The organism is Kineobactrum salinum, assembly GCF_010669285.1.
Taxonomy (GTDB): Bacteria; Pseudomonadota; Gammaproteobacteria; order Pseudomonadales; family Halieaceae; genus Kineobactrum; species Kineobactrum salinum.
Genome location: NZ_CP048711.1, coordinates 1,798,504 through 1,822,190, shown reverse-complemented (window position 1 = coordinate 1,822,190; position 23,687 = coordinate 1,798,504). Strand labels below are relative to the sequence as shown.

At 59.6% G+C, this 23,687-nt stretch carries 23 protein-coding genes, 1 tRNA gene and 2 pseudogenes; 11 read left to right on the top strand and 15 right to left on the bottom strand.

All coding sequences use genetic code 11. The annotated features are described in order from the left end of the window. Nucleotides 1–99: 99 nt before the first annotated feature. The 5 genes from G3T16_RS07795 to G3T16_RS07775 form a co-directional block, all read right to left on the bottom strand. Nucleotides 100–1,857, bottom strand: coding sequence for an alkaline phosphatase D family protein (locus G3T16_RS07795; RefSeq protein ID WP_163494555.1), 1,758 nt, complete (start codon nucleotides 1,855–1,857; stop codon nucleotides 100–102). 11 nt (nucleotides 1,858–1,868) lie between these two features. Further along, complete coding sequence (locus G3T16_RS07790) at nucleotides 1,869–2,819, bottom strand: TonB-dependent receptor domain-containing protein (RefSeq protein ID WP_269473294.1); 951 nt, start codon at nucleotides 2,817–2,819, stop codon at nucleotides 1,869–1,871. Between the two features lie 36 nt (nucleotides 2,820–2,855). Further along, entirely contained in the window at nucleotides 2,856–3,401 is a 546-nt protein-coding gene (locus tag G3T16_RS07785) for a hypothetical protein (protein ID WP_163494554.1), read from the bottom strand. Further along, nucleotides 3,370–3,651, bottom strand: coding sequence for a hypothetical protein (locus G3T16_RS07780; protein ID WP_163494553.1), 282 nt, complete (start codon nucleotides 3,649–3,651; stop codon nucleotides 3,370–3,372). The genes G3T16_RS07785 and G3T16_RS07780 overlap by 32 nt, the downstream gene beginning before the upstream one ends. A gap of 76 nt (nucleotides 3,652–3,727) precedes the next feature. Further along, nucleotides 3,728–4,285, bottom strand: coding sequence for a winged helix-turn-helix domain-containing protein (locus G3T16_RS07775; protein ID WP_163494552.1), 558 nt, complete (start codon nucleotides 4,283–4,285; stop codon nucleotides 3,728–3,730). 473 nt (nucleotides 4,286–4,758) lie between these two features. On the opposite strand from G3T16_RS07775, the gene G3T16_RS07770 reads away from it, so the two are divergent. The 4 genes from G3T16_RS07770 (at nucleotide 4,759) to G3T16_RS07755 (ending at nucleotide 7,482) form a co-directional block, all read left to right on the top strand. Continuing rightward, nucleotides 4,759–5,721 carry a hypothetical protein gene (locus G3T16_RS07770; protein ID WP_163494551.1) on the top strand — a complete coding sequence of 321 codons (963 nt, stop codon included), beginning with the start codon at nucleotides 4,759–4,761 and terminating at the stop codon, nucleotides 5,719–5,721. A 335-nt stretch (nucleotides 5,722–6,056) separates the two neighbouring features. Then, nucleotides 6,057–6,257 carry a hypothetical protein gene (locus tag G3T16_RS07765; RefSeq protein ID WP_163494550.1) on the top strand — a complete coding sequence of 67 codons (201 nt, stop codon included), beginning with the start codon at nucleotides 6,057–6,059 and terminating at the stop codon, nucleotides 6,255–6,257. A 29-nt stretch (nucleotides 6,258–6,286) separates the two neighbouring features. Continuing rightward, complete coding sequence (locus G3T16_RS07760; RefSeq protein WP_197911955.1) at nucleotides 6,287–6,976, top strand: C39 family peptidase; 690 nt, start codon at nucleotides 6,287–6,289, stop codon at nucleotides 6,974–6,976. A 14-nt stretch (nucleotides 6,977–6,990) separates the two neighbouring features. Beyond that, on the top strand, nucleotides 6,991–7,482 hold the full coding sequence (locus tag G3T16_RS07755; protein ID WP_163494549.1) for a hypothetical protein: 492 nt from the start codon (nucleotides 6,991–6,993) through the stop codon (nucleotides 7,480–7,482). Nucleotides 7,483–7,498: 16 nt separating this feature from the next. Here G3T16_RS07755 and G3T16_RS21825 read toward each other — a convergent pair whose 3' ends face one another. Both G3T16_RS21825 and metE read right to left on the bottom strand, forming a co-directional pair. After that, a complete protein-coding gene (locus G3T16_RS21825; protein WP_163494548.1) occupies nucleotides 7,499–8,431 on the bottom strand; it encodes a transporter in 933 nt (310 codons plus the stop codon). 430 nt (nucleotides 8,432–8,861) lie between these two features. Continuing rightward, nucleotides 8,862–11,141: pseudogene (gene metE, locus G3T16_RS07745) on the bottom strand (5-methyltetrahydropteroyltriglutamate--homocysteine S-methyltransferase); the annotation flags it as partial. 93 nt (nucleotides 11,142–11,234) lie between these two features. Here metE and G3T16_RS07740 point away from each other — a divergent pair. From G3T16_RS07740 to G3T16_RS23060, 5 genes are all read left to right on the top strand, one after another. Further along, nucleotides 11,235–12,137: a LysR family transcriptional regulator gene (locus G3T16_RS07740; protein WP_163494547.1), complete on the top strand. Its 903-nt coding sequence runs from the start codon at nucleotides 11,235–11,237 to the stop codon at nucleotides 12,135–12,137. Between the two features lie 283 nt (nucleotides 12,138–12,420). Beyond that, nucleotides 12,421–12,828: a GreA/GreB family elongation factor gene (locus G3T16_RS07735; protein ID WP_163494546.1), complete on the top strand. Its 408-nt coding sequence runs from the start codon at nucleotides 12,421–12,423 to the stop codon at nucleotides 12,826–12,828. Then, the gene (locus G3T16_RS07730) at nucleotides 12,800–13,003 is read left to right on the top strand and encodes a hypothetical protein (protein WP_163494545.1); all 204 of its coding nucleotides are present in this window, start codon (nucleotides 12,800–12,802) and stop codon (nucleotides 13,001–13,003) included. Before G3T16_RS07735 ends, G3T16_RS07730 begins: the two co-directional genes overlap by 29 nt. A gap of 209 nt (nucleotides 13,004–13,212) precedes the next feature. Then, a complete protein-coding gene (locus tag G3T16_RS07725) occupies nucleotides 13,213–13,644 on the top strand; it encodes a phosphatase PAP2 family protein (protein WP_163494544.1) in 432 nt (143 codons plus the stop codon). Then, nucleotides 13,641–13,817: a phosphatase PAP2 family protein gene (locus G3T16_RS23060; protein ID WP_163494543.1), complete on the top strand. Its 177-nt coding sequence runs from the start codon at nucleotides 13,641–13,643 to the stop codon at nucleotides 13,815–13,817. Before G3T16_RS07725 ends, G3T16_RS23060 begins: the two co-directional genes overlap by 4 nt. A 26-nt stretch (nucleotides 13,818–13,843) precedes the next feature. On the opposite strand, the gene G3T16_RS07715 is transcribed toward G3T16_RS23060, so the two are convergent. The 4 genes from G3T16_RS07715 to G3T16_RS07700 form a co-directional block, all read right to left on the bottom strand. Beyond that, nucleotides 13,844–15,298: an HNH endonuclease signature motif containing protein gene (locus G3T16_RS07715; protein WP_163494542.1), complete on the bottom strand. Its 1,455-nt coding sequence runs from the start codon at nucleotides 15,296–15,298 to the stop codon at nucleotides 13,844–13,846. A gap of 39 nt (nucleotides 15,299–15,337) precedes the next feature. After that, nucleotides 15,338–16,564, bottom strand: coding sequence for an ISL3 family transposase (locus tag G3T16_RS07710; RefSeq protein ID WP_163493957.1), 1,227 nt, complete (start codon nucleotides 16,562–16,564; stop codon nucleotides 15,338–15,340). A gap of 970 nt (nucleotides 16,565–17,534) precedes the next feature. Next, nucleotides 17,535–17,582, bottom strand: a complete 48-nt coding sequence (locus tag G3T16_RS23055) for a hypothetical protein (RefSeq protein WP_408610746.1) — start codon at nucleotides 17,580–17,582, stop codon at nucleotides 17,535–17,537. Continuing rightward, the gene (locus tag G3T16_RS07700; protein WP_163494541.1) at nucleotides 17,579–18,220 is read right to left on the bottom strand and encodes a hypothetical protein; all 642 of its coding nucleotides are present in this window, start codon (nucleotides 18,218–18,220) and stop codon (nucleotides 17,579–17,581) included. The genes G3T16_RS23055 and G3T16_RS07700 overlap by 4 nt, the downstream gene beginning before the upstream one ends. 229 nt (nucleotides 18,221–18,449) lie before the next feature. Here G3T16_RS07700 and G3T16_RS07695 point away from each other — a divergent pair. Continuing rightward, nucleotides 18,450–18,779: pseudogene (locus tag G3T16_RS07695) on the top strand (transposase); the annotation flags it as partial. 342 nt (nucleotides 18,780–19,121) lie between these two features. On the opposite strand, the gene G3T16_RS07685 reads toward G3T16_RS07695, so the two are convergent. From G3T16_RS07685 to G3T16_RS07675, 3 genes are all read right to left on the bottom strand, one after another. Continuing rightward, nucleotides 19,122–19,198: transfer RNA gene (locus tag G3T16_RS07685), tRNA-Arg, on the bottom strand. A gap of 152 nt (nucleotides 19,199–19,350) precedes the next feature. Beyond that, nucleotides 19,351–19,974 carry a TetR/AcrR family transcriptional regulator gene (locus G3T16_RS07680; protein WP_163494540.1) on the bottom strand — a complete coding sequence of 208 codons (624 nt, stop codon included), beginning with the start codon at nucleotides 19,972–19,974 and terminating at the stop codon, nucleotides 19,351–19,353. Between the two features lie 57 nt (nucleotides 19,975–20,031). Continuing rightward, on the bottom strand, nucleotides 20,032–22,152 hold the full coding sequence (locus G3T16_RS07675; RefSeq protein WP_163494539.1) for a TonB-dependent receptor: 2,121 nt from the start codon (nucleotides 22,150–22,152) through the stop codon (nucleotides 20,032–20,034). Between the two features lie 115 nt (nucleotides 22,153–22,267). Here G3T16_RS07675 and G3T16_RS07670 point away from each other — a divergent pair, with 115 nt between their 5' ends. Then, nucleotides 22,268–23,446, top strand: a complete 1,179-nt coding sequence (locus G3T16_RS07670) for a serine hydrolase domain-containing protein (protein WP_163494538.1) — start codon at nucleotides 22,268–22,270, stop codon at nucleotides 23,444–23,446. Nucleotides 23,447–23,484: 38 nt separating this feature from the next. On the opposite strand, the gene G3T16_RS23045 is transcribed toward G3T16_RS07670, so the two are convergent. Next, a complete protein-coding gene (locus G3T16_RS23045) occupies nucleotides 23,485–23,664 on the bottom strand; it encodes an SDR family oxidoreductase (protein ID WP_408610735.1) in 180 nt (59 codons plus the stop codon). Nucleotides 23,665–23,687: the final 23 nt, after the last annotated feature.

The window sequence follows — 23,687 nt, the reverse complement described above, 5'->3', positions numbered from 1 at the left end:
CAACGCAAGCTGGCACCTATGTGCCGCTTGGCTTGCAATCCAAGCCCATATTCTCGGGGATTATAACCTCATCCAGCGTATCGGCGCGCCCGTCCAGGTTCAAGTCATAGACGCAGGTCCCCTCGCTACCGCGCCCCGGTCTGGCCCCGTCGCGGCGGTAGCCACAACCCCCCCGACCTGCCCTTTGCCATCGTCCCGGCGCGCGGTGAATTGAGCTGTAGTTGAGGCCGTGTAGTCCTTCTCCGTCACGCTCGACATCGAGATAAACGAGGCAGTGACATGGTTCCGGTCGAAGGTGATATCCAGGTAACCCTTGCTCTTGGGGTCGTTGTAGATCACCTCGCGACTGCGCGCCGCCATGGCGGTGCCGATAGGCGCTTCGGGCAGGTAGTCACCGTAGCTGGGGCTGGTGAGGGAGGTGGTGGCAAGTTCCACTGCCACTCGCTGACGGCCCTGGTCGTCCCACAGTTCGTTGGCCCAGAACATGTGCGTGTCACCGGCCAGGGCCACCACCCGGGCATTGGCTTCGCGTATTGCATCATAGACACGGCTGCGGGCTGCCGGATAACCGTCCCACGAGTCCAGGTTGGAAGGAATGTCATGAGCCGAGAGAAGTTCGTTGCGCAGAACCCGCTCGCGCTGCGGCCCGGAAAGTCTGCCCAGAAGCTCCTCCCATAGCCGCGCAGGCATTGCCGAGCGCACTGAAGGAGCGGCGACTCTCGCCATCAGTACCTGGTTTCCCAGGACCTGCCAGTTCACCCCGGCGGCCACCGATTGCGACAGCGACTGCCGCAGCCAGTCGGTCTGCCACGCTCCCAGCATTTCACGAGCGGGATTCTCCAGGAGTGCCTGGAAGCTGGCCGTATCAGGCTGATCGCCGTCCCACTGCAGGTCCTGCTTGTAGTCCAGTGCGCGATCGCGCCCGGTGAGGCGGCTCTCCACCATGAACAGCTCGAGCAGGTCGCCGAAGCGGAAGCTTCGGCAGGCGGCACTTTGCCGGTCATTGGCCAGCGGTTCGCGTATCGGCATCCATTCGTAGTAGGCGCGCAGGGCGGCTATTTTCTTGGCATTCCACGGGGCGCTGTCTTCCTCTTCGGTGGCTTCATCGCCGCTGTGCCAGCTGTTGTTGGCCAGTTCGTGATCGTCCCACACGGTAATCCATGGTGCACAGGCGTGGGCACGCTGCAGCTGCTGGTCACTCTTGTACTGCGCGTGACGCTGGCGATAGTCTGCCAGCGACTGCAGACGATGCGCCGGCTCGGGCATGCGACCGATCCTGTTGCCAATGCGCATGCCGTAGTCGCCGGCCGCTGAGCCGTATTCGTAGATATAGTCACCGAGGTGGAATACCGCATCCAGGCCCTCCATGTTGGCAATGGCGTCATAGGCGTGGAAGTACCCGGAGGACCACAGCGCACAGGAGGCCACGGCGAAGCGCAAACTGTCGACCTCTCCCTGTGGCAGAGTGCGGATACGGCCGGTGGGGGAGGTAGAGCCCTGGCTGTGGAAGCGGTAGTAATAGTCTGTCCCCTGTTGCAGATTGCGCAGCACGTGCTTGAGCGTATAGTCGCGCGAGGCGACCGCCCGTAAACCCGGCAGCAGCCGGTTGCCTTCGCGAAACGCGGGGTCGAGGGCAATTTCCAGATCCACGGCGACATCGCCGTGTTTGGCATCGCCCTGCGGGGTTACCCGCGTCCACAGGACGACATCATGGGGGCCCGGGTCGCCACTGGCGACGCCGTGCTTGAACTGCACCGGCCCGCGGTACAGCGTGAGGGGGGTCGCATAGGCTGCGGGTCCGGCTGCGGTTGCCACCGCCAAGGCGCGCAGCAGGTCCCGGCGATTCATCATGCTCATGAGCGCTCTCCTCAGAAGGTTTGCTTCAAGGTGATGCGCCACTCGCGGGCACGGCCCGGCAGCGCGGAGGTGTTGACGTAGCTGCCGGCTGCCGGCTGGAAGTACTCCTCGTCCAGCAGGTTATTGATATTCAGGCTCAGCTGTGTCTTGTCCAGAGTGGCAAAGAGCGACAGGTTGACCACCTCATAAGAGGGATAGATCACCGGGCCGCTGAGCAAGGTGGCGGTCTCGGATACATGCGTGATACCCAGGGACGCGCCAGCCTGGCCCCAGCTCAGAGGATCGGACACGTAGGTGCCGTACAGGCTGACGGTGTTTTCCGGAATATTGGTGGCGGTATAGTCGCCGGGAAAGCCAATTGGGGAGCTGGCAAAACTGAAGACCGCCAGCGAACCTCCAGAGGCCTGTGCGGGGGTCAGGCCCACTGCGTAGGCGGGCACATAGATGAAGCCGGTTTCCGGCCCTTCGATAGTGGTTTCCTGGTCGGTGGCGGTCAATGTGGCGCTGACGTTGTCATCGACCAGCCAGCGCAATTCCAGTTCCGTGCCTTTGCTGGTGGTGGCCACTACCCGGTCGCGGGTACTGAGTCGCGTGCGGTTCTGGTCGTAGTAACTGACACCCCCGACGAGGGTCTGGTCGAAGAGATCGAACTTGAGTCCCACTTCCTTGAGGTCCGACTCCGACAGCCACTGGCCATTGCTGACCAGGGAGGGTGACACATCGCCCGCCTGGCTGTTTTCGATGGCAGAGCTTTCCGCATAGGTGATGTAAGGCACCAGGCCGTTGTCCAGCAACAGGCTGAGGCTGGCGTTCCAGGTGAAATCGTCATCCGAGGCGGACTGCGCCGGGTCATCGATGGACAGGTGGCCGGTGTCATTGGAGCTGAGGTCGTAGTCGTCGAGGCGGGCACCCACCATCAGGTTGACCAGCTCCCCGAAGGTCAGGTCACCCTGATAGAACAGGCCGGCATCGCGCCATTTGCTGTTGTTTTCCAGTTCCTAGCCAATGGAGGGGTTGCGGAATGGGTCGTCCAGGGTGTCACCGGGGGTGGCCCCCAGGGAGATGTCGCGGCGATCAAGGGCGGTAAAACCGAGGTTGTAGTTCTCGCGACGCACACCGTCCAGTTCCCGCCAGGACAGGCCGGCCACATGGTGCGATGTCAGGCCCAGTGCCTCCTTGTCCAGAATGAAGTCCACGCTGCCCCGCAATTCCCATACTTCCGAGCCATAGGAGGCAGGAAAGCCGTAGCTGACGAAGCGCTCATTCTCCAGCGCATCATAGAAACCTTGCAGCCGCAGGCGCACCTCGTCGTTCAGCTGATGCGCCAATTCCACAAAGAACGTGTCCGTGCGGCTGTCCGAGAAGTCCGCTTCACTGACGAAGACATCTCTCGGGTTCAGCACGGTGGTACCCAGGTCGGTATCCAGGCTGAAGCGCTCATCGAGGTTGGGTGGAAAGCCGAAGTAGCCGGTGATGAAGGAGCCGTTGCTCTCCTCGGGATCAATACGGCCGTCACCATTGCTGTCGATGACCGAGGTATCCACCCCGGTGCTGTAGCGTCCGGAATCGATCAGTAGAGCGAGGTGTCTCGGTGAGCGGCTTGGCGAGGCCGAACAGATTTTTCGTGGGAGTGGCTTCCCGCAGGCCGGTTTTGTCCGAGCCGTACACGATAATTTCTTCCATGAAGCGGTCTTGCCGTGGAGGCGGAGTACCGCTGTCTTGTGCATAGCTGATTTGGACGATAGCGCTGGCGGTGGTAACGGTGAGGGCAAGCAGGGGGAACTGCCGTGGCATGACGATACTCCGATAACTGAATACGAGGTGCGGAGTCTAGTCAGGCTTTGTGACAGGCAGGTTAAAGCGGTAAATCTTACAACGTGGCGCTGGCACGCAGCTGGTAGCCGACGCCTTTCACGGTAACGAGCCAGCGCGGGCGCTGGGGATCTTCCTCGATTTTGCGCCGCAACAGGTGGATGTACTGGTACAGGTCCGATTTGTTGGCGCGGCTGCTTTCCGGCCAGAGCTCAAGAATGATCACATCGGCCGCAAGCACCTTGCCGACATTCGAGGCCAGCAGGTGGAATAACTGGAATTCCTTGGTGGACAGGAACAAGCTCCGATTGTTCATGGAGACTTCCCTGCTGTCCGGGTCGATGACGAATGGCCCCACTGAATAGCTACGGGGTGGAATCACTGCCCGTGATAGTGCCCGCGCGGCCCGGCGTCGGTCCTGCCATTCCCTGCGCTCCTGCCGGCGGCGCTCGGACAGGGCGTGCCGGTTCCGGTCAGTGTATTTGCGCAGGCACTGATCGAGCTGCTCTGCCAGCGGTTCGCCGACCACATGGTCATGCTCGCGCGAATACGGCCCGGTCAGCGTATCCGCCGAATCACTGATGATGCACAGAGGGGTACGTGTCTGTTTGCTCAATGCATACATCGTTTCCGGGCAAGCAGCTGGTTGTTCGTCAGTTGCCTGGCCAGCGCTGCGACTGTCGACGATGAGTAACCGGGACGGCGTCCCGATGTCCCCGCTGATCACCCCGGTAGCGGGGCGCCTCACCTCGAGTTCCAGGCTATGCGCAAGACAGTAGCCCCGTACCAGGCCCTCAATGAAGCTATCGCCCGAGACGAGCAATATTGGTCGGTTATCAGGTGGAGATTCCTCCATTGGAACCGTGCCCCCCTTTCTTGTGTTCCAGCTACGATTGGCTACTAACACTATAGTTCGGAATCTGAATTTTTCAGGTATTTTTGAGATTGTTTTTTATGGTTTTTAAGGGGCGATAAGGACACATTGGCCAACACCGTCGAGATGCTTGCCCGGAACCGTGCAAGGCGGCGCGCCGAGCCTCGGCGACATGGGATCGTTATGGCAATACATGATTAAAACGGAGAACTGACATGAAAAATCGTAATATATTGGCGTTCAGTATTGCGCTGGCCCTGGGTACGGCGGCCTCTGGTGTCTGGGCCAACCCCACCAACACTGCGACTGAGTCAGCTCAGACTCAGACGGCGACAGCCTCGTCCGATAACTCCGGCGATGGTTCATCCTCGGCAAACGAGAATTCCAGTGCTGTAGGGACGGACAATTCCGACTACTCGGATAATTCCGACAATAGCATTCTCGATGACGCGACCTTGGATGTCGCTCTGGACAGCAGTGACAACTCGGACAACTCTGACAATTCCGATAACTCCAACAATTCAGACAATTCCAATAATTCGGATAACTCCAACAACTCGGACAACTCGGACAACTCCGACAGCAGCCTGCTTTCCAATGCGACGATAGATGTTGCGCTGGACAGTAGCGACAACTCGGACAACAGCGATAATTCGGACAATTCGGACAATTCGGATGCCTCTGACAACAGCATGGCATCAGCCACTGGCGCCGCGGCGAACAATGGCAGCACCGCCAACAACGATGAGTCCGACAACTCAGATAATTCCGACAATTCCGATAATTCCGATAACAGCATCCTCGCTGGTGCCACGATTGATGTGGCGATCGACAACAGCGACAATTCGGACAACAGTGACAACTCCGACAACAGCACAGCCGATGCGTCCGGCGCCGGTGCCGCTGCTGCCAACAACGGCGGCACGGCCACCGCGAACTACACCTACAGCGTGAACGATTCCATGCTGAGCGGGACGGTGACCGGCAATTCCGTCATGGTGTCGCTGGCGGAGGGCACAACCTACACTCCAAGCGCCAATATCAGTGACTCCTTCGATGGCACGGCGGGCATCAACCAGAATGCCCAGAACCTTGGCAGCAATGTGCTGAGTCAGCAGCAGATTTCGTTCCAGGGCAACGTGACGCTGAACCCGGCTGGCGGTGCTGCGGCGCAATAGCAGGGGGATGTAGTACTGCGCAGGGAAGATGGCAGGAACATCCGGTCGGGTTGCCAGTGCAGGACGCGCTGGCAACTGTTCTTCAAGCTCGACAGTGGCCATCAAGCCACCGTTTGCTGAAGGAGGCGCTGGGGCAGGGAGCGTTCCACTTGCCCCACGGAAATTATGCGAATAACTTCAAACTGGTTGTCAAATATTGCAGTGACAATGGTATGTGGCCTGGCACAGGGAGCCCTTGCCGGGGACGAATCGGGTTCGCGGGCGGCAGATCTTCCCGCCACGGCAGCCATCGCTGTCACACTCGGTGAGCTGGAGCAGGCGCGGGGCAGGGTGGCGTGGTTGATGTCACGCAGCTCACCAACTCACAGTTGAATGCGGATCTTGGCGACAACATCGCCATCGGCAACGTGACGGGTGACAACGTCATTGATGATTCGTTTTCGCGTGCCAGTGGTCTGTTTTCCATCATCCAGAATACCGGCAACAATGTGATCATCCAGGATTCCACCATCGTCAATGTAACGATATTTCCATGATGCCGAGTTCAGGAAGATGGTCGACGAGGTTGGCTGGGAAACTATTTCGGTCAGCGTTGCTGGCATCGCTGTTGACCGGCATGAGCGCCATTGCGGTAGCCATGGAAATTGGCGGTGTCGCTGCGGGCGGACATTTCACCGTGCCGGTTACGAGCTTTGCGGAGAGAAAGTTCAGTACTGTCTACCGCCAGCAGTACGACTTCAGCTGTGGCTCTGCCGCCCTCGCCAGTCTGCTGACCTTCCATTATCGGGATCCGGTCAGCGAACGCGAGGTCTTCGTCGACATGTTCGACCATGGCGATCAGAACAAGATTCGCCGGCAGGGCTTTTCAATGCTGGACATGAAGCACTATCTGCAGCGCCGCGGTTACCGCTCGAACGGTTTCAAGGTGGCGCTGGAACAGCTGAACGTGCCCGCAATCACCATTGTTAATCAACAGGGCTATCTACACTTCGTCATCATAAAGGGCAGCAGGCCCCGGGAGATCCTGGTGGGCGACCCCTCGGTGGGTATCAAGGCGATAGACCGGCAACAGTTCGAAGCGATGTGGGAAAACCGTATTCTATTTCTGATCGAAGATGGCTCCCACCATGCTTCCTCGACCTACCACGACGATCAGGCCTGGGAGCCGCGGGTCAGGGCGCCTCTCGCTGCCGGGGTGGACCGGAGCAGTCTGGCCAACTCCAACCTGCTCCGCCGGGGAGCGTTTGATCTGTAATGGAGACTGGAGGAATGTCGATACCGCAAGATCAGGGCTCTGGAGCAACCGGCCGCGCCGGGCTGCAAACAGTGCTGGTCTGCCTGCTGTCTCTGGCCTCCGCCCGGCTGGTGGCCGCTGCCCCCGCACCCGATGGTGCGGCCCATGATCCTTCTCTACTGGCCTCCGATGCCGAACTCGAGGCTGCGAGGGGCGGCTTCGTACTGGACAACGGCATGGTTATCAATATCAGCATAGACAAACGTGTATATCAAAATGGGGTGGAAACCTTCGCCTCCTATTTTGAGTCGCCGCAAGACCTGGCGTTGTTGCAGGGCGGTTCTCCGGACGCTGGCGCGCAGTTTACCGACAGCCTGCTCAATTCGATTATCCAGAACGCAATGGACAATCAACTGATAGAAACCATCAGCAACATCGATATCGAACTGCACCCTCCCACAGCCCTCGACCAGCAGCTCCCGGGGGCCGCTATTTTCAACCAGTTTATCGAGCCGGCGTTCCGGTGAGTTGGGCCGCAGCCCCCTAGAACGTCATAGGCATCCGCAGGGTCAGGCCGACATTCTGGGCATCATCCGTGGTGCCAATGTTGACCGACAGGTTGTAGCGTGTGGCGGTGTTGGCGCGTACTGAATAGCCGATGCTCAGCTGGCCAATATCCAGGACGCTGCCGTTGATCTCCACACCGTCGGTTTTTGAGGCAAACACGTGCTTGTGTGAGTAGGCAATACTGAAGGAACTGCGGTCATTCAGCGCAAACCCCATGCCGAAACCCAGCCCCAGTGTATCTCCCGGGTCCACGCTGCGCTCTATGCCGGCTATGTCTTCGTCAGTCTCTTCATTCCAGCTGTAACTCAGGTTGCCGAAAAATACGCCCGGATCGGTCGGGTACAGCATTGAGATGCCGGGCTGCACGCTGAGATACCCCGCCCCGGTGGGCAGCTCGGTCGGAAACATGGCGCCGGGGGTGGATTGTACAAACTCCACGTCGAAAGGGCTGGAGCCGGTGTCGAAGGACGTGACCAGATTGCCGATGAATACGGGCCAGCCCGCGCGGCCTTCATTCAACTGGTAGCGCAGTGCCAGTTCTATATCGCCCAGGCCATCGCCATCCGCCTCGAATATTTGGTCATCGCCGACGCCGATACTGACCGGCCGCGAGCGTTGACTGTCTTCCCTGTAGACATAAGGTACGCGCAGCTCGGCTTCCAGGCGGGAACTCAGTCCGTAGCGTCCGGCGACGCTGAAAATGGTACTGTGGCGCTTGATTTCCCGCAGGTCGATCAACCCTATCGCGATCGCGGGCAGGAACGTGAATCCGTCCAGAAAGACCCTGTTATTGTCGGAGTAGGAGTACTGCAGCGACGGCTCGAGAATGAACTTGCCCCGCCCGGTCAGGACGCCGCCGACGTTGTCCGCGATACGGGGAATGTCCAGGGCGGGTGAATCCTTGATCACTGGCGGAGCCTGACCCACCGGCTCGGCCGGCAGGGGCGGCTGATCCGGCCCGGGCCCGCTGGCGACGGTTCGCGAGCGCAGCTGATCGAGGCGTGCGCGCAGCTGCCGGATCTCCTGTTCCTGGGCCTCCAGCGCCTGTTGCTGTTTTTCCAGTGCCACCTTTTGCTGATTGATCAGCGCCATATGGTGTTGCAATACTTGCTCTATCGATGCCTCCCCGGACCAGGCAGGGCTGGCAGCGCCCACTGACCAGGTGATGGCAACTGTCAGCACGCGGTGGCTGACGGCGGTACGGTTGGATCCTGTTATCATTGTGTGCAGCAATTTCACGCCCCCTTTTTTTGGCTTTGTCTCCGTGAAACGGATGCTTCTCTGATATTAGTACAGGAATCCTCCCCACGAGTATTTTTTGAGCGTTGCACGCATTACGCGCAGGTCCCCTGAGGGTTTGAGCTGCGCTGACCATATTGCGCAGCGCCGGCAGCACTTCCTGCCAGGTTCGCGTCTTGAGGCCGCAGTCCGGATTGATCCAGAGCCGCTCCGCCGGGAGCTTTTCCGCCGCTTTTTGCATCAGTGTCACAATCGCCTCGACGGAGGGGACATTGGGCGAATGGATGTCGTATACGCCGGGACCGATTTCGTTGGGGTAGCGGAAGTCATCGAAGGCGTCGAGCAGCTCCATGTCCGAGCGTGATGTCTCTATTGTGATGACGTCGGCATCCATGTGGGCGATGCTCTCGATAATGTCATTGAATTCCGAGTAGCACATGTGGGTATGGATCTGGGTGTCATCCCGGACGCCGTTGGCGGCGACACGGAAGGCCTCAACTGCCCAGTCGAGGTAGGCCTGCCAGCTGTCGCGACGCAGGGGCAGGCCTTCCCGCAGGGCCGCTTCGTCGATCTGGATGATGCTGACGCCCGCAGCTTCCAGGTCCAGGACCTCCTCGCGTATTGCCAGGGCAAGTTGCAGGCAACTGTTCCGGCGCGGTTGGTCATCGCGGACAAAGGACCAGTTGAGTATCGTTACCGGGCCGGTCAGCATGCCCTTCACGGGTTTGTCGGTAAGACTTTGTGCGTAGCGAATCCACTCTACTGTCATGGCCCTGGGGCGGCGGATATCACCGTACAGGATCGGTGGCTTGACGCAGCGCGAGCCGTAGGACTGCACCCAGCCGAACTGGCTGAATGCGTAGCCGTCGAGCTGTTCGCCGAAGTACTCCACCATGTCATTGCGCTCTGCTTCCCCGTGCACCAGTACATCCAGCCCCAGTGCTTCCTGCTCGGCCACACAGTGGGCGATTTCCTGCTGAATGGACTGCCGATACTGTTCGCTGTTTAATTCGCCCCTCTTGTAGCGCAGGCGGCACTGGCGAATATCCGCGGTCTGGGGAAACGAACCGATGGTCGTGGTGGGAAACCGGGGCAGCTTGAGTTTCTCGCGCTGGATCTGCGCCCGCCGGGTGTAATCGCTGCGACGCTGTCCCAGCATCGGGGTGATCCCGTGGATAGCCTTGCGTACGCCGGGATCGGTCACCCGCGGTGACTGCCGGCGACTGGCCAGCGCCTCGGCATTGGCGCGCAGTTGCTCTGCAACGGCGGCGCGGCCTTCATTCAGGGCGCGCCCCAGTAGTTTCAGTTCGTCCAGTTTTTCCACTGTAAAAGCCAGCCAGGACTTCAGCTCGGCATCGAGTTTTTCCTCTCGTTCCAGGGAATAAGGCAGGTGCAACAACGAGCAGGAAGGCGCCAGCCAGAGCCGATCACCGAGCGCTTCCGCCAGGGGCTCCAGCAAGTCCAGCGCGGCGTTCAGGTCTGTTTTCCAGATATTGCGCCCGTTGATCACCCCAAGCGACAACACCTGGTCAGACGGCAGGCTGTCCAGCAGGCTACGAACCTCCTCATACCCCCGGCCCTCGCTGCTGACGCAATCCAGGTGCAGGCCCTCCACCGGCAGGCTGGCCGCCAAGCCGAGGTTGTCCTCCAGGGCTCCGAAATAGGTGGCCAGCAGCTTCCGCGGGCCGTGACCTGCCAGGTAGGCGTAGGTTTTTTCGAATGCATCGCGCCAATCGTTGTCGAGGTCGGTGACCAGCGCCGGCTCGTCGATCTGCACCCACGCCACTCCCGCGCGAGCAAGCTCGTCCAGCAGCGCCCGGTACACAGGCAGCAGCCGGTCGAGCAAGGCCAGCCGGTCGCTGCCATCCTTGCTCTTGCCCAGGTGCAGGTAAGTGACGGGGCCAATGATGACTGCCTTTGCGGCGACCCCGTGTTCCCCCGCCTCGGCGAGCTGTGCCAGAATCCTGCCGCAATTGAGCGTGAACCGAGTGTCTGCATCGAGCTCTGGCACCAGGTAATGATAGTTGGTATCAAACCACTTGGTCATTTCCGCAGCGTGGGCGCTCTGCTGTTCCCCGTCTCCCTGTGAACGGCCGCGGGCCGCACGGAAGTAGGCATCCAGTTCGCCGGTACCCTGCGCCCGCCGGGGCAGGTTGCCCAGCGTGACGCTCATGTCGAGCACCTGGTCATAAAGCGAGAAATCCCCCACCGGAACCCAGTCCAGCCCGGACTGCTGTTGCCAGTGCCTTGCCCGCAGTGTGCTGGCAGTACTCAGCAATTCGGTGGCGCTGTTTTGGCCCTTCCAATACGACTCCAGCGCGAATTTCAGTTCCCGGCTGGCGCCGATGCGGGGAAAACCCAGATTGTGAATGATAGCCATGGTGGTACCTCCCTGATGTAAGCGGAGACCATGGTAGTGAGATACACTTATGAACAATAATGGTTTGTTTGCATAAATAGATGAGGAAAATTCATGATAGACCGTCATCACCTGGCCATCGTCCGGGCGGTTGACCGGCAGGGCACGTTGACGGAGGCCGCGGCAAGCCTCCACCTGACCCAATCGGCCCTGAGCCACGCCATCAAGAAGCTGGAACAGCAAATGGGTGCAGCCATCTGGCAGCGGGACGGGCGCAATCTGCGCCTGACTCCGGCCGGCCAGCAGCTGCTTGCGCTGGCCAACCGCCTGTTGCCGCAGTTCGAGTATGCCGAAACACAGATAGCCCAGATGGCGAAGGGCTTGCGGGGCGAATTGCGCATCGGTATGGAGTGCCACCCCTGTTACCAGTGGTTGCTGACGGTGGTCGCCCCTTTTTTCCAGGCGTGGCCCGACGTGGATGTGGACGTGAAACAGGCCTTCCAGTTCGGTGGGCTTGCCGCGCTGTTCAATCACGACATCGACCTGCTGGTCACCCCTGACCCGCTGTACAAACCGGGTCTGGATTTCACCCCGGTGTTTGACTATGAACAGGTGCTGGTACTGCCTGCAAATCATCCCCTGTCGACGAGGCCCTGGCTCGCCGCCGAAGACGTCAGAGACGAGATACTGTTGAGTTACCCTGTAGAGGTTGAACGGCTGGATGTGTTCAACCATTTCTTTGTACCGGCCGGCTGCAGTCCCCGCAAACACAAAATGATCGAGACCACTGACATCATGCTGCAGATGGTGGCGGCGGGCCGGGGCATCGCTGCACTGCCGGACTGGCTGGTGGCGAACTACGCCCAAACCCTGCCGCTGTGTGCGATAAGCATGGGCGAGGAGGGCGTTGGCAAACAGATTCACCTGGGGCGCAGAGAGGCCGACGCAGGGCTGGATTATCTGGACGCCTTCGTTGCGATGGCTGCGGGTACGAATGAGGTGCCGCAACGAGCATAAGGGCCTTGTGCGGACTGGTCGTGCCCGCTATTCCAGCCGCCCGTTTGCTTTTGCTGTACGGAAGGGCTATGGTTCCGGCGTTCTTTCTATGTTGAAAGTGTATTGCACGGTATATTTTTCTATGTGGAACTTGACGTATAGTCTCTTGCTCGCAAAGGCCCCCACCTTTCTCCGTTGAGCCAGGTGCTCTCGGGCGCCTGGCAGTCCTTCCTCTTTACGATTAAAGACGACAAGTAATCATTGGCGCGTATGTGCCAGTGGCGTTTCTGTGGGAGTTAGAAAAATGACCGTCAGTTTCCTGCCCTCGCTGCGTTCTCTTTGCGGCAGCCTGCGGGTATATGGCCAGCCGTTCCAGTTGGCAAGAATCCTCGATCGACTGGAAATCCTCGACAGCAAGCATGGAGTGGCAGGCACTGCTCCAAAGGTGGCTCGGCTGGGTAGTACCGTACGAGTTGAAGACCTGTGCTATCGCGGGCAAGCCGAGTTATTGCTGATGCCCTCTGGCAAGGCGAACCCAGATCGTGGCTGGATATCGGTATTTTCACCCCTGGGCGCCGCTTTGCTCGGGAGCAAAGTGGGGGATATCGCCAAAGTAGATCTTGGTGGCATGGAATACCGCTTTCTTCTCGTTGAAATTCTTGCGACAGCGGAAATGCATGGAGATGAAAAAGAAGGAGGGTCTGCGCCATGAAGCAGCTTCTCTGCCGCAAAGCCCTAACTTGTGTCCGGAACAGCAGCGGCAGCCCGGCATTGTGTCATTCGATGGAGCAATCGGCATGAGCAAGGAAAAGCCCAGGAAGGCAGCAGTGAAGAGCCTGAAAGAAAAGCGGCGTGAGAAGCGCGACAGGCGCAAGTCAGGCGAATAGATCGCCGAGAGGCCGGGTCACATGCCCGGCCTCGTTTTTTGACCCGAGCCTTCTCGATGATGCTTGCCATAGACTCACTCAAACCGTACAGTTCTGATGACCTCCGCATGGACGACCGCCATGTTGGCGTTAACTACACGTTTTGAAGACTCCAAGCACTGCCATATCCATTTGGACCTCCCGGCGTGAGACCGGTTATCGGAGCTTGTGTGGCGTCATTGACGCTGCTGTTGTTTCTCGGTCTTGTTGGACAACTCACCGATCCGGTAGAGCCAACGCTGGAGCGCATGATCCTCGATGAACTTCTTCTCTGGCACTTGCCATTCCTGGACACTTTTTTTCGCATCTTGACCTGGCTGGGATCCTTTTATCTGCTTGGCCCGTTGGCGGCGTTGCTGACGATTGTGCTGTTTGCCGGGAGGCACAAATGGCGCGGTTACTATTTTAGTGCCGTCTTCTACGGCGCATCGCTGACAACCTATCTGCTCAAGCGCCTGATAGCGCGGGACCGGCCCGGGCTCGAGGAATCAGCGGTAATCATGTTGCCCCTCGACTCTGCTCTTCCCAGTGGCCACAGCACACAGGCGCTGGCCTTCGCCCTGCCCTTGGCAGTCATACTCTGGAACAGGGGGCGCTCATGAAAGCATTGGCGAATGCTATACTGCTGCTCGCATTGCTGGTTGCCTTTTCAAGGTTGTACTTGCAGGTTCATTGGCCGTCCGATGTGGCCGCCGGCGGACTCGTGGCCATGTTCTGGACCTCGATAGTCACTGTCTTCGTGAGCCGCTTTCAGCGATCTGCAAGGAGCCGCTGAATGGAGCTTGCGCTGATCAAGTTCCATCAAAGGCCGACCACCTCTGATTTCTCAATACTCTCTCGTTGCAGCAATGCGTCTACCGCCATCCCGTAATCACAACTTTCCCCTGTCCAGCGGGTTATTGCCGTTCTGGCATTGATATCCGGCGCAATGTTTCGCAGCGCGGTCCCGGGCGTTTCCGCGGAGACGTCCGGGAACTGGGGAGCAAGGCTTGTTTCCAGTATGCGGCCCGCGGGTGTCTTGAAGACGAGCCGCCTGCCAGATCCGTTGCTTTGGGTGGAAAGGGTGAATGCGCCCCGGTGCAACTGCCTGTGGTGGTATCGACACAGAGTCACCAAATTATCGAGACTGGTCTCGCCGCCATCAATCCAGTGCCGGATATGGTGCGCATCCACATAGCGCGACTCGCAGCAGCCGGGGAAACGGCAGGTCTTGTCTCGAATTTTCAATGCCCTGCTCATGGCGGCCGGGACAGTTCGGGAGCGGCGGCCTATATTGAGTACGTTGCCGTTCTCGTCATTCAGCACGGTCACCAGGCTGGTACCACAGGACAGGCGCCTGGCGGTATGCGGTGCAATCCAGCGCCTGTCATCCTGATTGCAGTGTGAATACTCGCAATCGGCAGCGTGTTGCTGCTTTCTGAGGGTCTCGATATCGACATGCAGCACGATCTGGCAGCGTTCGCTGCCTTTGAGTGCCGCAATTCCAGCGTTTGTGCCGCCGGTGGCGAGGAAGTGTTCACCGATCGCGATCAGCGCGTCCGCCCGGCTGTGTTCCAGCAACTCCTGGAAGCGGAAGGGTTCATTGGTCTCGAAGGGCTTTGATTGTGTTTCTGCGGAAACGGATTCTTGCGATTGTCGCTTCTGTTCCTCCCGGCGTTGTGCCTGTTTCTCTTCCTGCACCGGTGCGACCACGGTTTCGATGGCCTTCACTAGCAGCGAACCGGCCTCCTGGGGCAGCCTGGCGTGGACTACCCACATGCCGTCATCGTCCTGGTAGTACACCAGTTTGCGCGCCGCCTCCTGTTCCAGCTCCGCCTCGGCATCGTTCTTGCGGGTCACCTGCCTGTATTTGCCTACCACTTTTTCAACATGGCTGGCGGTGCCGTACTGGGCGATCCGCAGCAGGAAGTCCTCATTTTCCGGCGTGGCCACCCGCGTCATGGCTCGCACCTTGGAGTAGCTGATCTCACCGGCGGCGAAGGCTGTGTCGATCTGCGGCAGGGATTCCAGGCAGCCCGCCACCCGCACTTTCTCCCGCGCGGCGCTCAATGCAATGCCGCATTTCCAGTTCAGCCAGTGGGCGCAGGAGCGCACGGTGCCGCCACCGCTCCAGCCTTTGCGTTGGTCGAATTGGGCGATGAGTTTGAGCAGCCGATGGTTGGCGGCATTGATCTGGCCGGCGAGAAGTGTGATTTCGTTGGCGAGATGGTCGGTGTCAAAGTCGACGGGGATGGGAGGGAAGGCGAGATTGGTCATGGGGCTGTCTTCCTGGTGCTGTGTATTTGTGGGTCTTCCCTAATTCAGGTGGGCGGGCAATAGGCGTAAGCCTCCCAAATGAAACAGGATCGCTGTCTTAAAGCGCTCTTTATTTCTAAACCCTCGCGCGCGAACCTTTAGCAGCTTGATTCTGCTGTTGATACTTTCTGCTCCAGCATTGCTTTTTCCATGAACAATGGCATTAATGATGCCCCAAAGGTTCTTTTTAATGCTGGCGGCTACTGTTTTAATCGGACCCAGCCGGCATCTGGCTGCCCAGCTATACCAACGGCTCCAAGCTCTCTGAGCCCAGCCCCGACTCGAGTAATTCCATAACTGCATCGCGTACTGCCTAATTGCCCATGCTCGAGCTGTTTTCTTTGCCACTTTAGAAAGCGCACTAATGGTGTCTCGGTGGTGGCGTTTTAAACTGGCCTCGGAGCGCAACCAACTAAAGCGAGATAGATGTAAAGGCTTTTTATAATCGGTTGGGACGCATCGCATCTCCTGCTTCCTGATGGCATCAACGGCTTTGTTTAGGTCCATAGCCACATGAAATTTATCAAAGCAGATTTTTTGATCCCAATCACTCAAGTGCTCTTTGGTGGCCGAAAGGTACGCCGGCGACATATCCATGCTGACGGTTTCAATTGATTTTAGATCCCACTCCGACAGGCTTTTATAGAAGTCACCGAGACTGCCTTTAGTGCGATCATCCCGGATATCAACTACCTGACCTGAATCATTGGAGATAATGGTTAAATACCTGTGTCCCTTCTTGCTGCTAATTTCATCAACAGCAATATGGTGGTAATCCACCGATTGGCGGGCAGACAGACCACGCTCTACCGCACGGCGCATGATTCCGTCGATGGCATTCCAGCTGAGTCCTAAGCGACGGCTCACTGCATTGATACTGGCTTCTTTGAGCCATTTGATCGCCATCGCTTCAAACAGAAGCGTAAATCGGGAATTCCTTTCTGCCCAAGGAACATCGACCTGTAAGACGCCATGCTCATGGCATTGAGCCCTGGGCACAGCGCCATGGACAATGGTCTGGAACTGACAAGTGTCCAGATGTCGCCAACTCTTATCGCGGGTGTCGTAACGGGGACATGCCGAACCACACGCAGGACAGAGGATTTCAGTATCCCGATCGTACTCGATATACACATGAACCACCTCGTCCTCGGACAGCTCGACATGCTCAACAGCCCAAGGATCACGAAGCCCAAGAATGCGTTCGTAGAGTGACAATTCATCCATTGACTAACCAGGCCAATTCCGACAATTTAGAGCCTGGTATTTTAGGGGGAGAGCGGGGAAATGGCTATGGATCCACCCGAATAGGGGAAGACCCGTATTTGTACAGCATTAAGTGTAGGGCTTTAGTCTGGAATGGCAATGTATTGGACTGTTTTGATGGATGGGGGTTGGCGGAATCGGGAGTGGATCGGGCCGTAGCTCACAGCGAGCAATGGGCCATTTCCATGGACAGCCTTTCAGAATCGCGCTCTGGAAGCTTCGGTAAGTTGGGATGGGACATCAGTCCTTTGGGACTGGATGTGGGTTGAAGTTATATCTTCGGGGTCTGTCGAGGCGACTATATTTCCGTAGCATACTGATTTAATGGCTCGCCCGGCAGAATTCGAATCTGCGACTGCTTCCGGAGTCCAAAAAAAATATGGGTGGAATCCAGCCGATATCTGTAGAGCTCAGTCGACCCTAATTTGTGTGAAACCGCTGAAACCCGCATTAACACTGGGTTGGGGCTAGAATCGAAACATTACACTTTACGTCGATCTCAACCGCGCTTTCGGGGCTCCGCGATAAAAGTGTAATGTTTGTGGGCACACTATTACGTGACTATGTGAGACCGGGTTCCGAGCGTTGGCCGTCATTGGCCGCCCTGACCCGGAGCTGTGAGCGCCTCCGGGCCGGGTGGCGAACTTCTCTCGGCCAGCCGCGGCCGATAGCGGGACGGCGGCGGCTAGTGGGGAGCGTGGGACAACTGGCTGTTCGCGGGTCTCCTGCGCAGTGGCCAGCGCGATTCCAATGTGCTGACCCCGACCAAGTCGAGGGGGTCAACGGTGGGCCCGCAAGCTTACCTGCGTGAGGTCCTGGCGCGCATGACGAGTGCGCAACATTCAGATCTTCATGCCCTACCCGCTCCTGCCCAACTGGGCGTCATACAAGTAATACGAGGCTCGGCCTGTACACGGTCTCACCATCCGCTTCAGATTCGCCGACGGGTCAGAGCCAGGACGCCAAATCCTGCGATCAGCAGCCATAGCGAAGCGGGCAGGGGAACAGTTGAGAGCGGAGGGTGGGGCCCGCGACGCGAAACGCGGCCTCGGAGAACCCGACCGTAAAATCCGAACCATGATTCGAAGTGATCACCATACTCACGAAGGCGGCTTCCGTTGGGCTGTAGGAAAAGATTTGTCCAAAGTTCTCGCTTTCACCCGTCCCTTCGGCCGCGTTGAATGAGCCAAGGCTCGTCGAGGAAGTGAAGCTGTCGTCGAGAGCAGCGAAAAGCGTGAAGTCATTAACTCCCTGTCCGACGGTTTGGTAGTCGGTCCACAATCCAAAGCCATCAATTGTGAAAGTTCCACCAAGGTCAAATGTTATTGTGCCTGTAGTAACCCCCTGCGGTGCGAACCAAGCGTTAAAACTGTTCGATCCGCCGAGAGTCAGCGTGTTAGGTACGAACTCGTCAAAGTCCGTGACCAGCGACGTGTATGTGTCTGCCAGGCCGGATTGATTGATTGTGTTCTGAGGAGACCAGTGGATCGAGGAGTTGTAGAAGCCAACGCTACTGGTGGCGCCCGTAGGCTGCAAGATAGGAGCTGCGCTAACGGCCGCTGAGAAAGCGACTAGACCAATCACTCCGATCATCCTGGGGCGAAATTTACTCTTCATGCATACACTCCTGCTGGTCATGCTGTTGGGTTAGAGTTGATGAGCTATAGACCTACCTGCTGGGCACCGCTGGGGTTCAGCAAAATCGGTGCCACTTCATAGTTTCTGTTTGAAATCAATCGGATGGCACAGCATGCCGGTTGCCGCGGGAGGTGGATGTAAAAAAAACTGACAGCATGGCCGGTCGAGGTCCGCGGATCGGGAGACTGACTATCTGTTTCCGCCTTCCATGCAGGATTGGATACCCGAAGATCACCTGGCGCGCTTTGTGGTCGAGGTCGTTGATCAGCTCGACCTGTCTGACCTGACGAGGCAATACGCAGGACGCGGTTCGCAGGCCCATCACCCCGCTGTTTTGCTAAGTCTGCTGATTTACGGTTACGCCACCGGGGTGTTCTCCAGCCGCAAGATTGAACGCGCCACCCATGACTCGATTGCCTTCCGCTACCTGGCTGCCAACACGCCTCCGGATCACGACACCATAGCCGCGTTCCGGCGCCGCTTTTTGCCCCAGTTTGAGAACCTGTTTGTTCAGGTTCTGCTGCTGGCGCGCGAAAACGGTGGAACCCGTGTTTGGCATTATCAAGCACGTCTTGGGCTTGCAGCAGTTCTCGCGCCGAGGAGTGGACGATGTCGCGGGCGAGTGGACATTGACCAACCTGGCGTGGAACGTAAAGCGGATGAATGTGTTGAGCCTGGCGGTATGAGGGTCTTCCACCATTTCTGCGCCCTGCAGGGAGCGCCTGGTGGCGCTGTAGAGGTCAATGTGACCTCCTTGAGAGCCACCGCGAGCCGAAAGGCTAACCTGCGTAATTACTACAACTTCAAACGACGTCTGTCGGGCGTAAGTCCGACAGGCTGCTAGGTGTGAGCAGCTGACCCAATAATTTGTTGATTTATATGGCCCGCCCGGCAGAATTCGAATCTGCGACCTCTGCCTCCGGAGGGCAGCGCTCTATCCAGCTGAGCTACGGGCGGAAAACGTGATTGGGGGTGTTTTGAGCAGCGGGTCTGTTGCCAGCCAAGCCCCAATTCAGGACGGCGGACTATAGCAAAGCCGCGCCCGGGGCTCAATAGCCCAGCTGCCTATTGTCGACCCGGCACGGCAAATGCCAGTTCCAGGGGTCGCCTCAATCCCGCTCGATCAGGTAGAGGATGTCCTCCTTGATGCGCTTGCGCGAGGCGCGGGCGGCCCGGCTCATCGGTTTGTCCTTGCCCATGTACAGCGACAGCCCGTTCATCATTGCGTGAATCATCAGCGCCAGTTCCTCGGCCCGCTCCCGGGTCAGCTGCGGATTGACGGCCTGCAACAGCCGAGCCAGTTTGGCGTTGATATGCTCCTCGAACTGGCGCCGGGCCAGCAGCATGTCCTCGTTGCGGCCGGACATGGCCCAGATGTCCCAGGCCAGCAGGTTGAGGCCGCGGTTGGTGAGGATGGCGAAGTAGAACTGCAGGTAGTGGTCCAGCTGGTCGCGGGCGGTGGCGGCGAAGGTGTGGAAGCCCTTTCTGTCCCACAGCTCGGTGTAGTCGACGGAGAGCTTGTCGATGACCGAACACATCAGGATGCGCTTGGTGGGGAAGTAGTGCATCAGGTTGCCCACCCCGACCCCGGCGGAGTCGGCCACCTTCTTGATGGTCAGCGCGGCGTAGCCCTGTTCCCGGATCAGCTCGATGGCGGCATCGAGTATGGCCTGGGCCCGGGGTGAGTGGCGCCAGTCCTTTTCGCTGGCCTGGGTGGGGGCGGGTGCTGTCATGGCGGCTCGCAATGGACGGGTGGCGGCGCATGCCGGCCGTGTGTGTCATCGCCGCCATTAAAACCGATAGTTGAGCGTGATGCCATAGGATCTGGGCTCGCCGTACAGGGTCTGTACGAAGCCGAAGGAACTCAGGTCGAGGTAGTCGCGCAATATCGCCTTGTCGCCCAGGTTCTTGCCCCACAGTAGCAGGTCGTAGGTCTCTCCACGGTAGCCCAGGCGGGCGTCCACCAGGCTGTGGGAGCCCTGGATGTCGCGCTCCAGGCGATCGAAATCGTTGCCGACGCGGGTCTCACCCACGTAACTGTAATCCACCGCGACGAACACCTCGCCCTCCCAGGCCGGCACCGCGTACTCGGGGCTCAAGCTGAGCTGGTATTCGGGTGCATTGGGCAGCGCCTGGCCGGCGAGGTCGCGGCCGTCCTTGTCCCACTGCGTGTATTCGGCATCCAGCCAGGTGGCGGCGTAGCCTATGGTCAGCGCCTGCGTGGCCAGCCACTGGCCCTCCAGCTCAAGGCCGCGTATCTCGGATTCGCCGGCGTTGTCCTGGGAGCAGCACAGCGAACCGGGGCGCACGACCAGCAGCTGCTGATCCGTGAACTCCATGTAGAACAGGGCCGCATTCAGCTGCAGGCGCCGGTCCAGCCAGAAGCTCTTCAGTCCGAGTTCATAGTTGTCCACGAATTCGGGGTCGGTGGCGACGCCCTGGGCTGTCGGGTCACTGATCAGGCCGGTGTCGTAGGCGCCGGAACGGTAGCCGTGGCTGTAGGTGGCGTAGAGCGTAGCGTCTTCCGCTGCCGACCAGCTCAGGCCGGCGCGGTAGCCGGGCTCGGTCCAGGTCTCGCTGTCGTCTATCAGGAAGGGGCTTGCCGCCACGGTGTGACCCGCGAAGCGGATCTCCTTCTCGTCCCGGGTCCAGCGGATGCCGCCCAGCAATTCCAGGCGGTCGCTGAGCTGGTAGCTGCCGTCGGCGAAGATCGCGGCTGCGGTGGCGGTTTGTTCTCCCGCCTGGGTGAACTGGGCGGTCCCGAAGATCAGGTTGTAGAAGTTGTCGATGTCCAATTGCTCGCGGAAGTAACTCAGGCCGGCGATGTAGTTGAAGGGCCCATCGAGGTTGGACGCGAGGCGCAGCTCAGCCGAAAATTCCTCGGCCTCCAGCACATAGTCGATGCGGCACAGCTCGCTGTCGGTGCCGTCGCAGTCGGTGTCGTTGTGGTTGTCGGATTCCAGGTAGCCTGTCACCAGGCTCAGCGTATGGGCCCCGAGGTCGTAGTCGATATTGGCGTTGAGGCCCCGGTTCTCCACCTCGTTGTGGGCCTCGTTCCAGGCGCCGCGGTAGGGGTCATCAGGTGCCACTGTCACCGCGCCGGTGATGGGGTTGGCGGGGGCGGGGTTGCCGGCAAAGTCAGTCTGCCGGGTTTTAATGTAGTAGCCGTCGGCACCCGACTTGTGGACCCAGGCCTTCAGGTAGCTGGTCAGCTGCGCACCCTCGTAGAGCAGGCCGACGCGGGCGGCCAGCGCCTCCTTGTCGTAAATGTCCTCGCCGTTGGCCAGGTTGGTGCCATAGCCGTCGCGGTGCTGGGAGCGGCCGGCTACCCGCAGCGACCAGTCACCCGCCAGCGCGGTCTCGAAGGCTCCCTCGGCATCCAGCTGGCCGTATTTGCCCGCGGTCAGCGTGAGGTGGCCACCGGTTGCGCCGCTGGGGCGGCGGGTAATCAGGTTGATGGCGCCGCCGGTGGTGTTCTTGCCGTAGAGGGTGCCCTGGGGGCCGCGCAGTATCTCCACCCGCTCCAGGTCGAAGAACTGGGGCAGCTTGGCCGGGGTGGGATTGAGCGGGAACTCGTCCAGGTAAATAACCGCGGTGCTCTCGGTGTTCTGGTTGAAACTGGACGAGCCGATGCCGCGAATCGTCACTTTGGGAGCGGTCTCGCCGAAGGCGGAAAAGATGTCCAGGTTGGGGGTGGCTCTGCTCAGATCCTGGGGGTCCGCGAGCCCGCGTTCGCGGAGTCCCGCCGCGGTGAAGGCGCTGGCGGCCACGGGAATGTCCTGGATGCTCTCCAGGCGCTTCTGTGCGGTGACCACCACCTCCTCGATGACCAGGCCTGCCCCCCAGGCCTGGGCGTGGATTGCCGGAATCAATGTTGCCAGTACCGCTTTCCCCAACAGTGCTTTTCTCATTTCTGGTTGCTCCTGTTATTGCTGTGAAGTGCGCCTTTGTACGGCTGTGGTATTTGTGACCCATATAATGGTATATATATACCAGTCAGTCAATATCGCAAGGAGATCCGCACCGATGAATCACAGCCCGCAACCGACCACCAGCAACTGGGGCCAGGCCCCGCACAATCGCCGCAGTTTTCAGATCATGCAGGAGCTGTTTCCCAGCTGCCGGCTGCCCCGGGGGCCGGCATTGGGTCCGGAGCCCGCGGCCCGGCCCCGGGACATCCTGGATTGGGAGTATCACTGCACCTCCGGGGCACTCAGGTCGGTGGCGGAGCTGCTGGACGACACCTGCTGCGATGCCTTCCTGGTGCTGCAAGGCGATGAGCTGCTGGCGGAACACTATTTCAATGGCATGCGGGCCAATTCCCACCACTTGGTGAATTCCGTGACCAAGACCTTTGTTGGCATGTTGACCGGAATCGCAGTGGAGCGGGGCCAGCTGGACCCGGATCGCCTGGTGGCGGACTACGTGCCGGAGCTGGGCACTCCCGCCTGGGCGGGCACCACCCTGCGTCATTTGCTCGATATGTCGGCGGGAGTGCGCTACGAGGAAGAGTACAACGACCCGCAGACGGATTTTTGGCGGGAAGCTGCCGTGGTGGGCTGGCACCCGGCCCTGGTGACCGCCAGCACCCCGGCCACGCTGCTGGACTACGCCCGTTCGCTGCGGGGCAAGGCCAGGGAGGATGGCTCGATGTTTTACTACACCAGTGTGGCCACCAATGTCCTGGGCATGGCGCTGGAACGGGCCATGGGCCAGCCCCTGTCGGCACTGCTGGCGGCGGAGCTGTGGGGCCGGCTGGGCATGCGCCACGACGCCAGCATCGTGGTGGACCGCTCCGGTTTTCCCTATGTCGGGGCGGGCATGAGCGCCTGTGCCAGGGACCTGCTCAATTTCGGCCGCATGCTGAACAGCGGCGGCAGCCTGCGCGGGGAGTGTATCGTCCCCGCCAGCTGGATCGACGACACCCTGCGCGGCGATGCCAGCTCGAAGCAGTGCTTTGCCGATGGGATGTACGGCCCGGCACTGCCGGGGTGGCACTACCGCAACCAGATGTGGGTGAAGGATACCGAGGGCGGGGTCATGCTGTCGCTGGGCATCCATGGCCAGGTGATCTATATGGACCGGGACCGCGAGTTGGTCATGGTGGTGTTGAGCTCGCAGCCGGTGGCGGCGTCGGTGGACACGTATATGGCGGTGTTTGGCGGCCTGGAGGCCGTGGCGGAGCGGCTGGACAACGGCGGTTGACCCCGGTTGCCACCAGTGCGCGCCGACCTGCGGGGCCCTCAGCTCATCAGCTTCGTCAGCAGCGGGTAGCCCAGCCCCGCCGCGAGGCCGCCGTCAATGGGAATGGCTGCGCCACTGATATAGCGGCAGTCGTCCGCGGCCAGGAAGTGGACCAGCGCGGCGACTTCCTCCGGCTCGCAGATGCGCTGCTGCGGACACAGCAGCTTGACGATTTCCACCTCCGGATGCTCCGGGGCAGCAT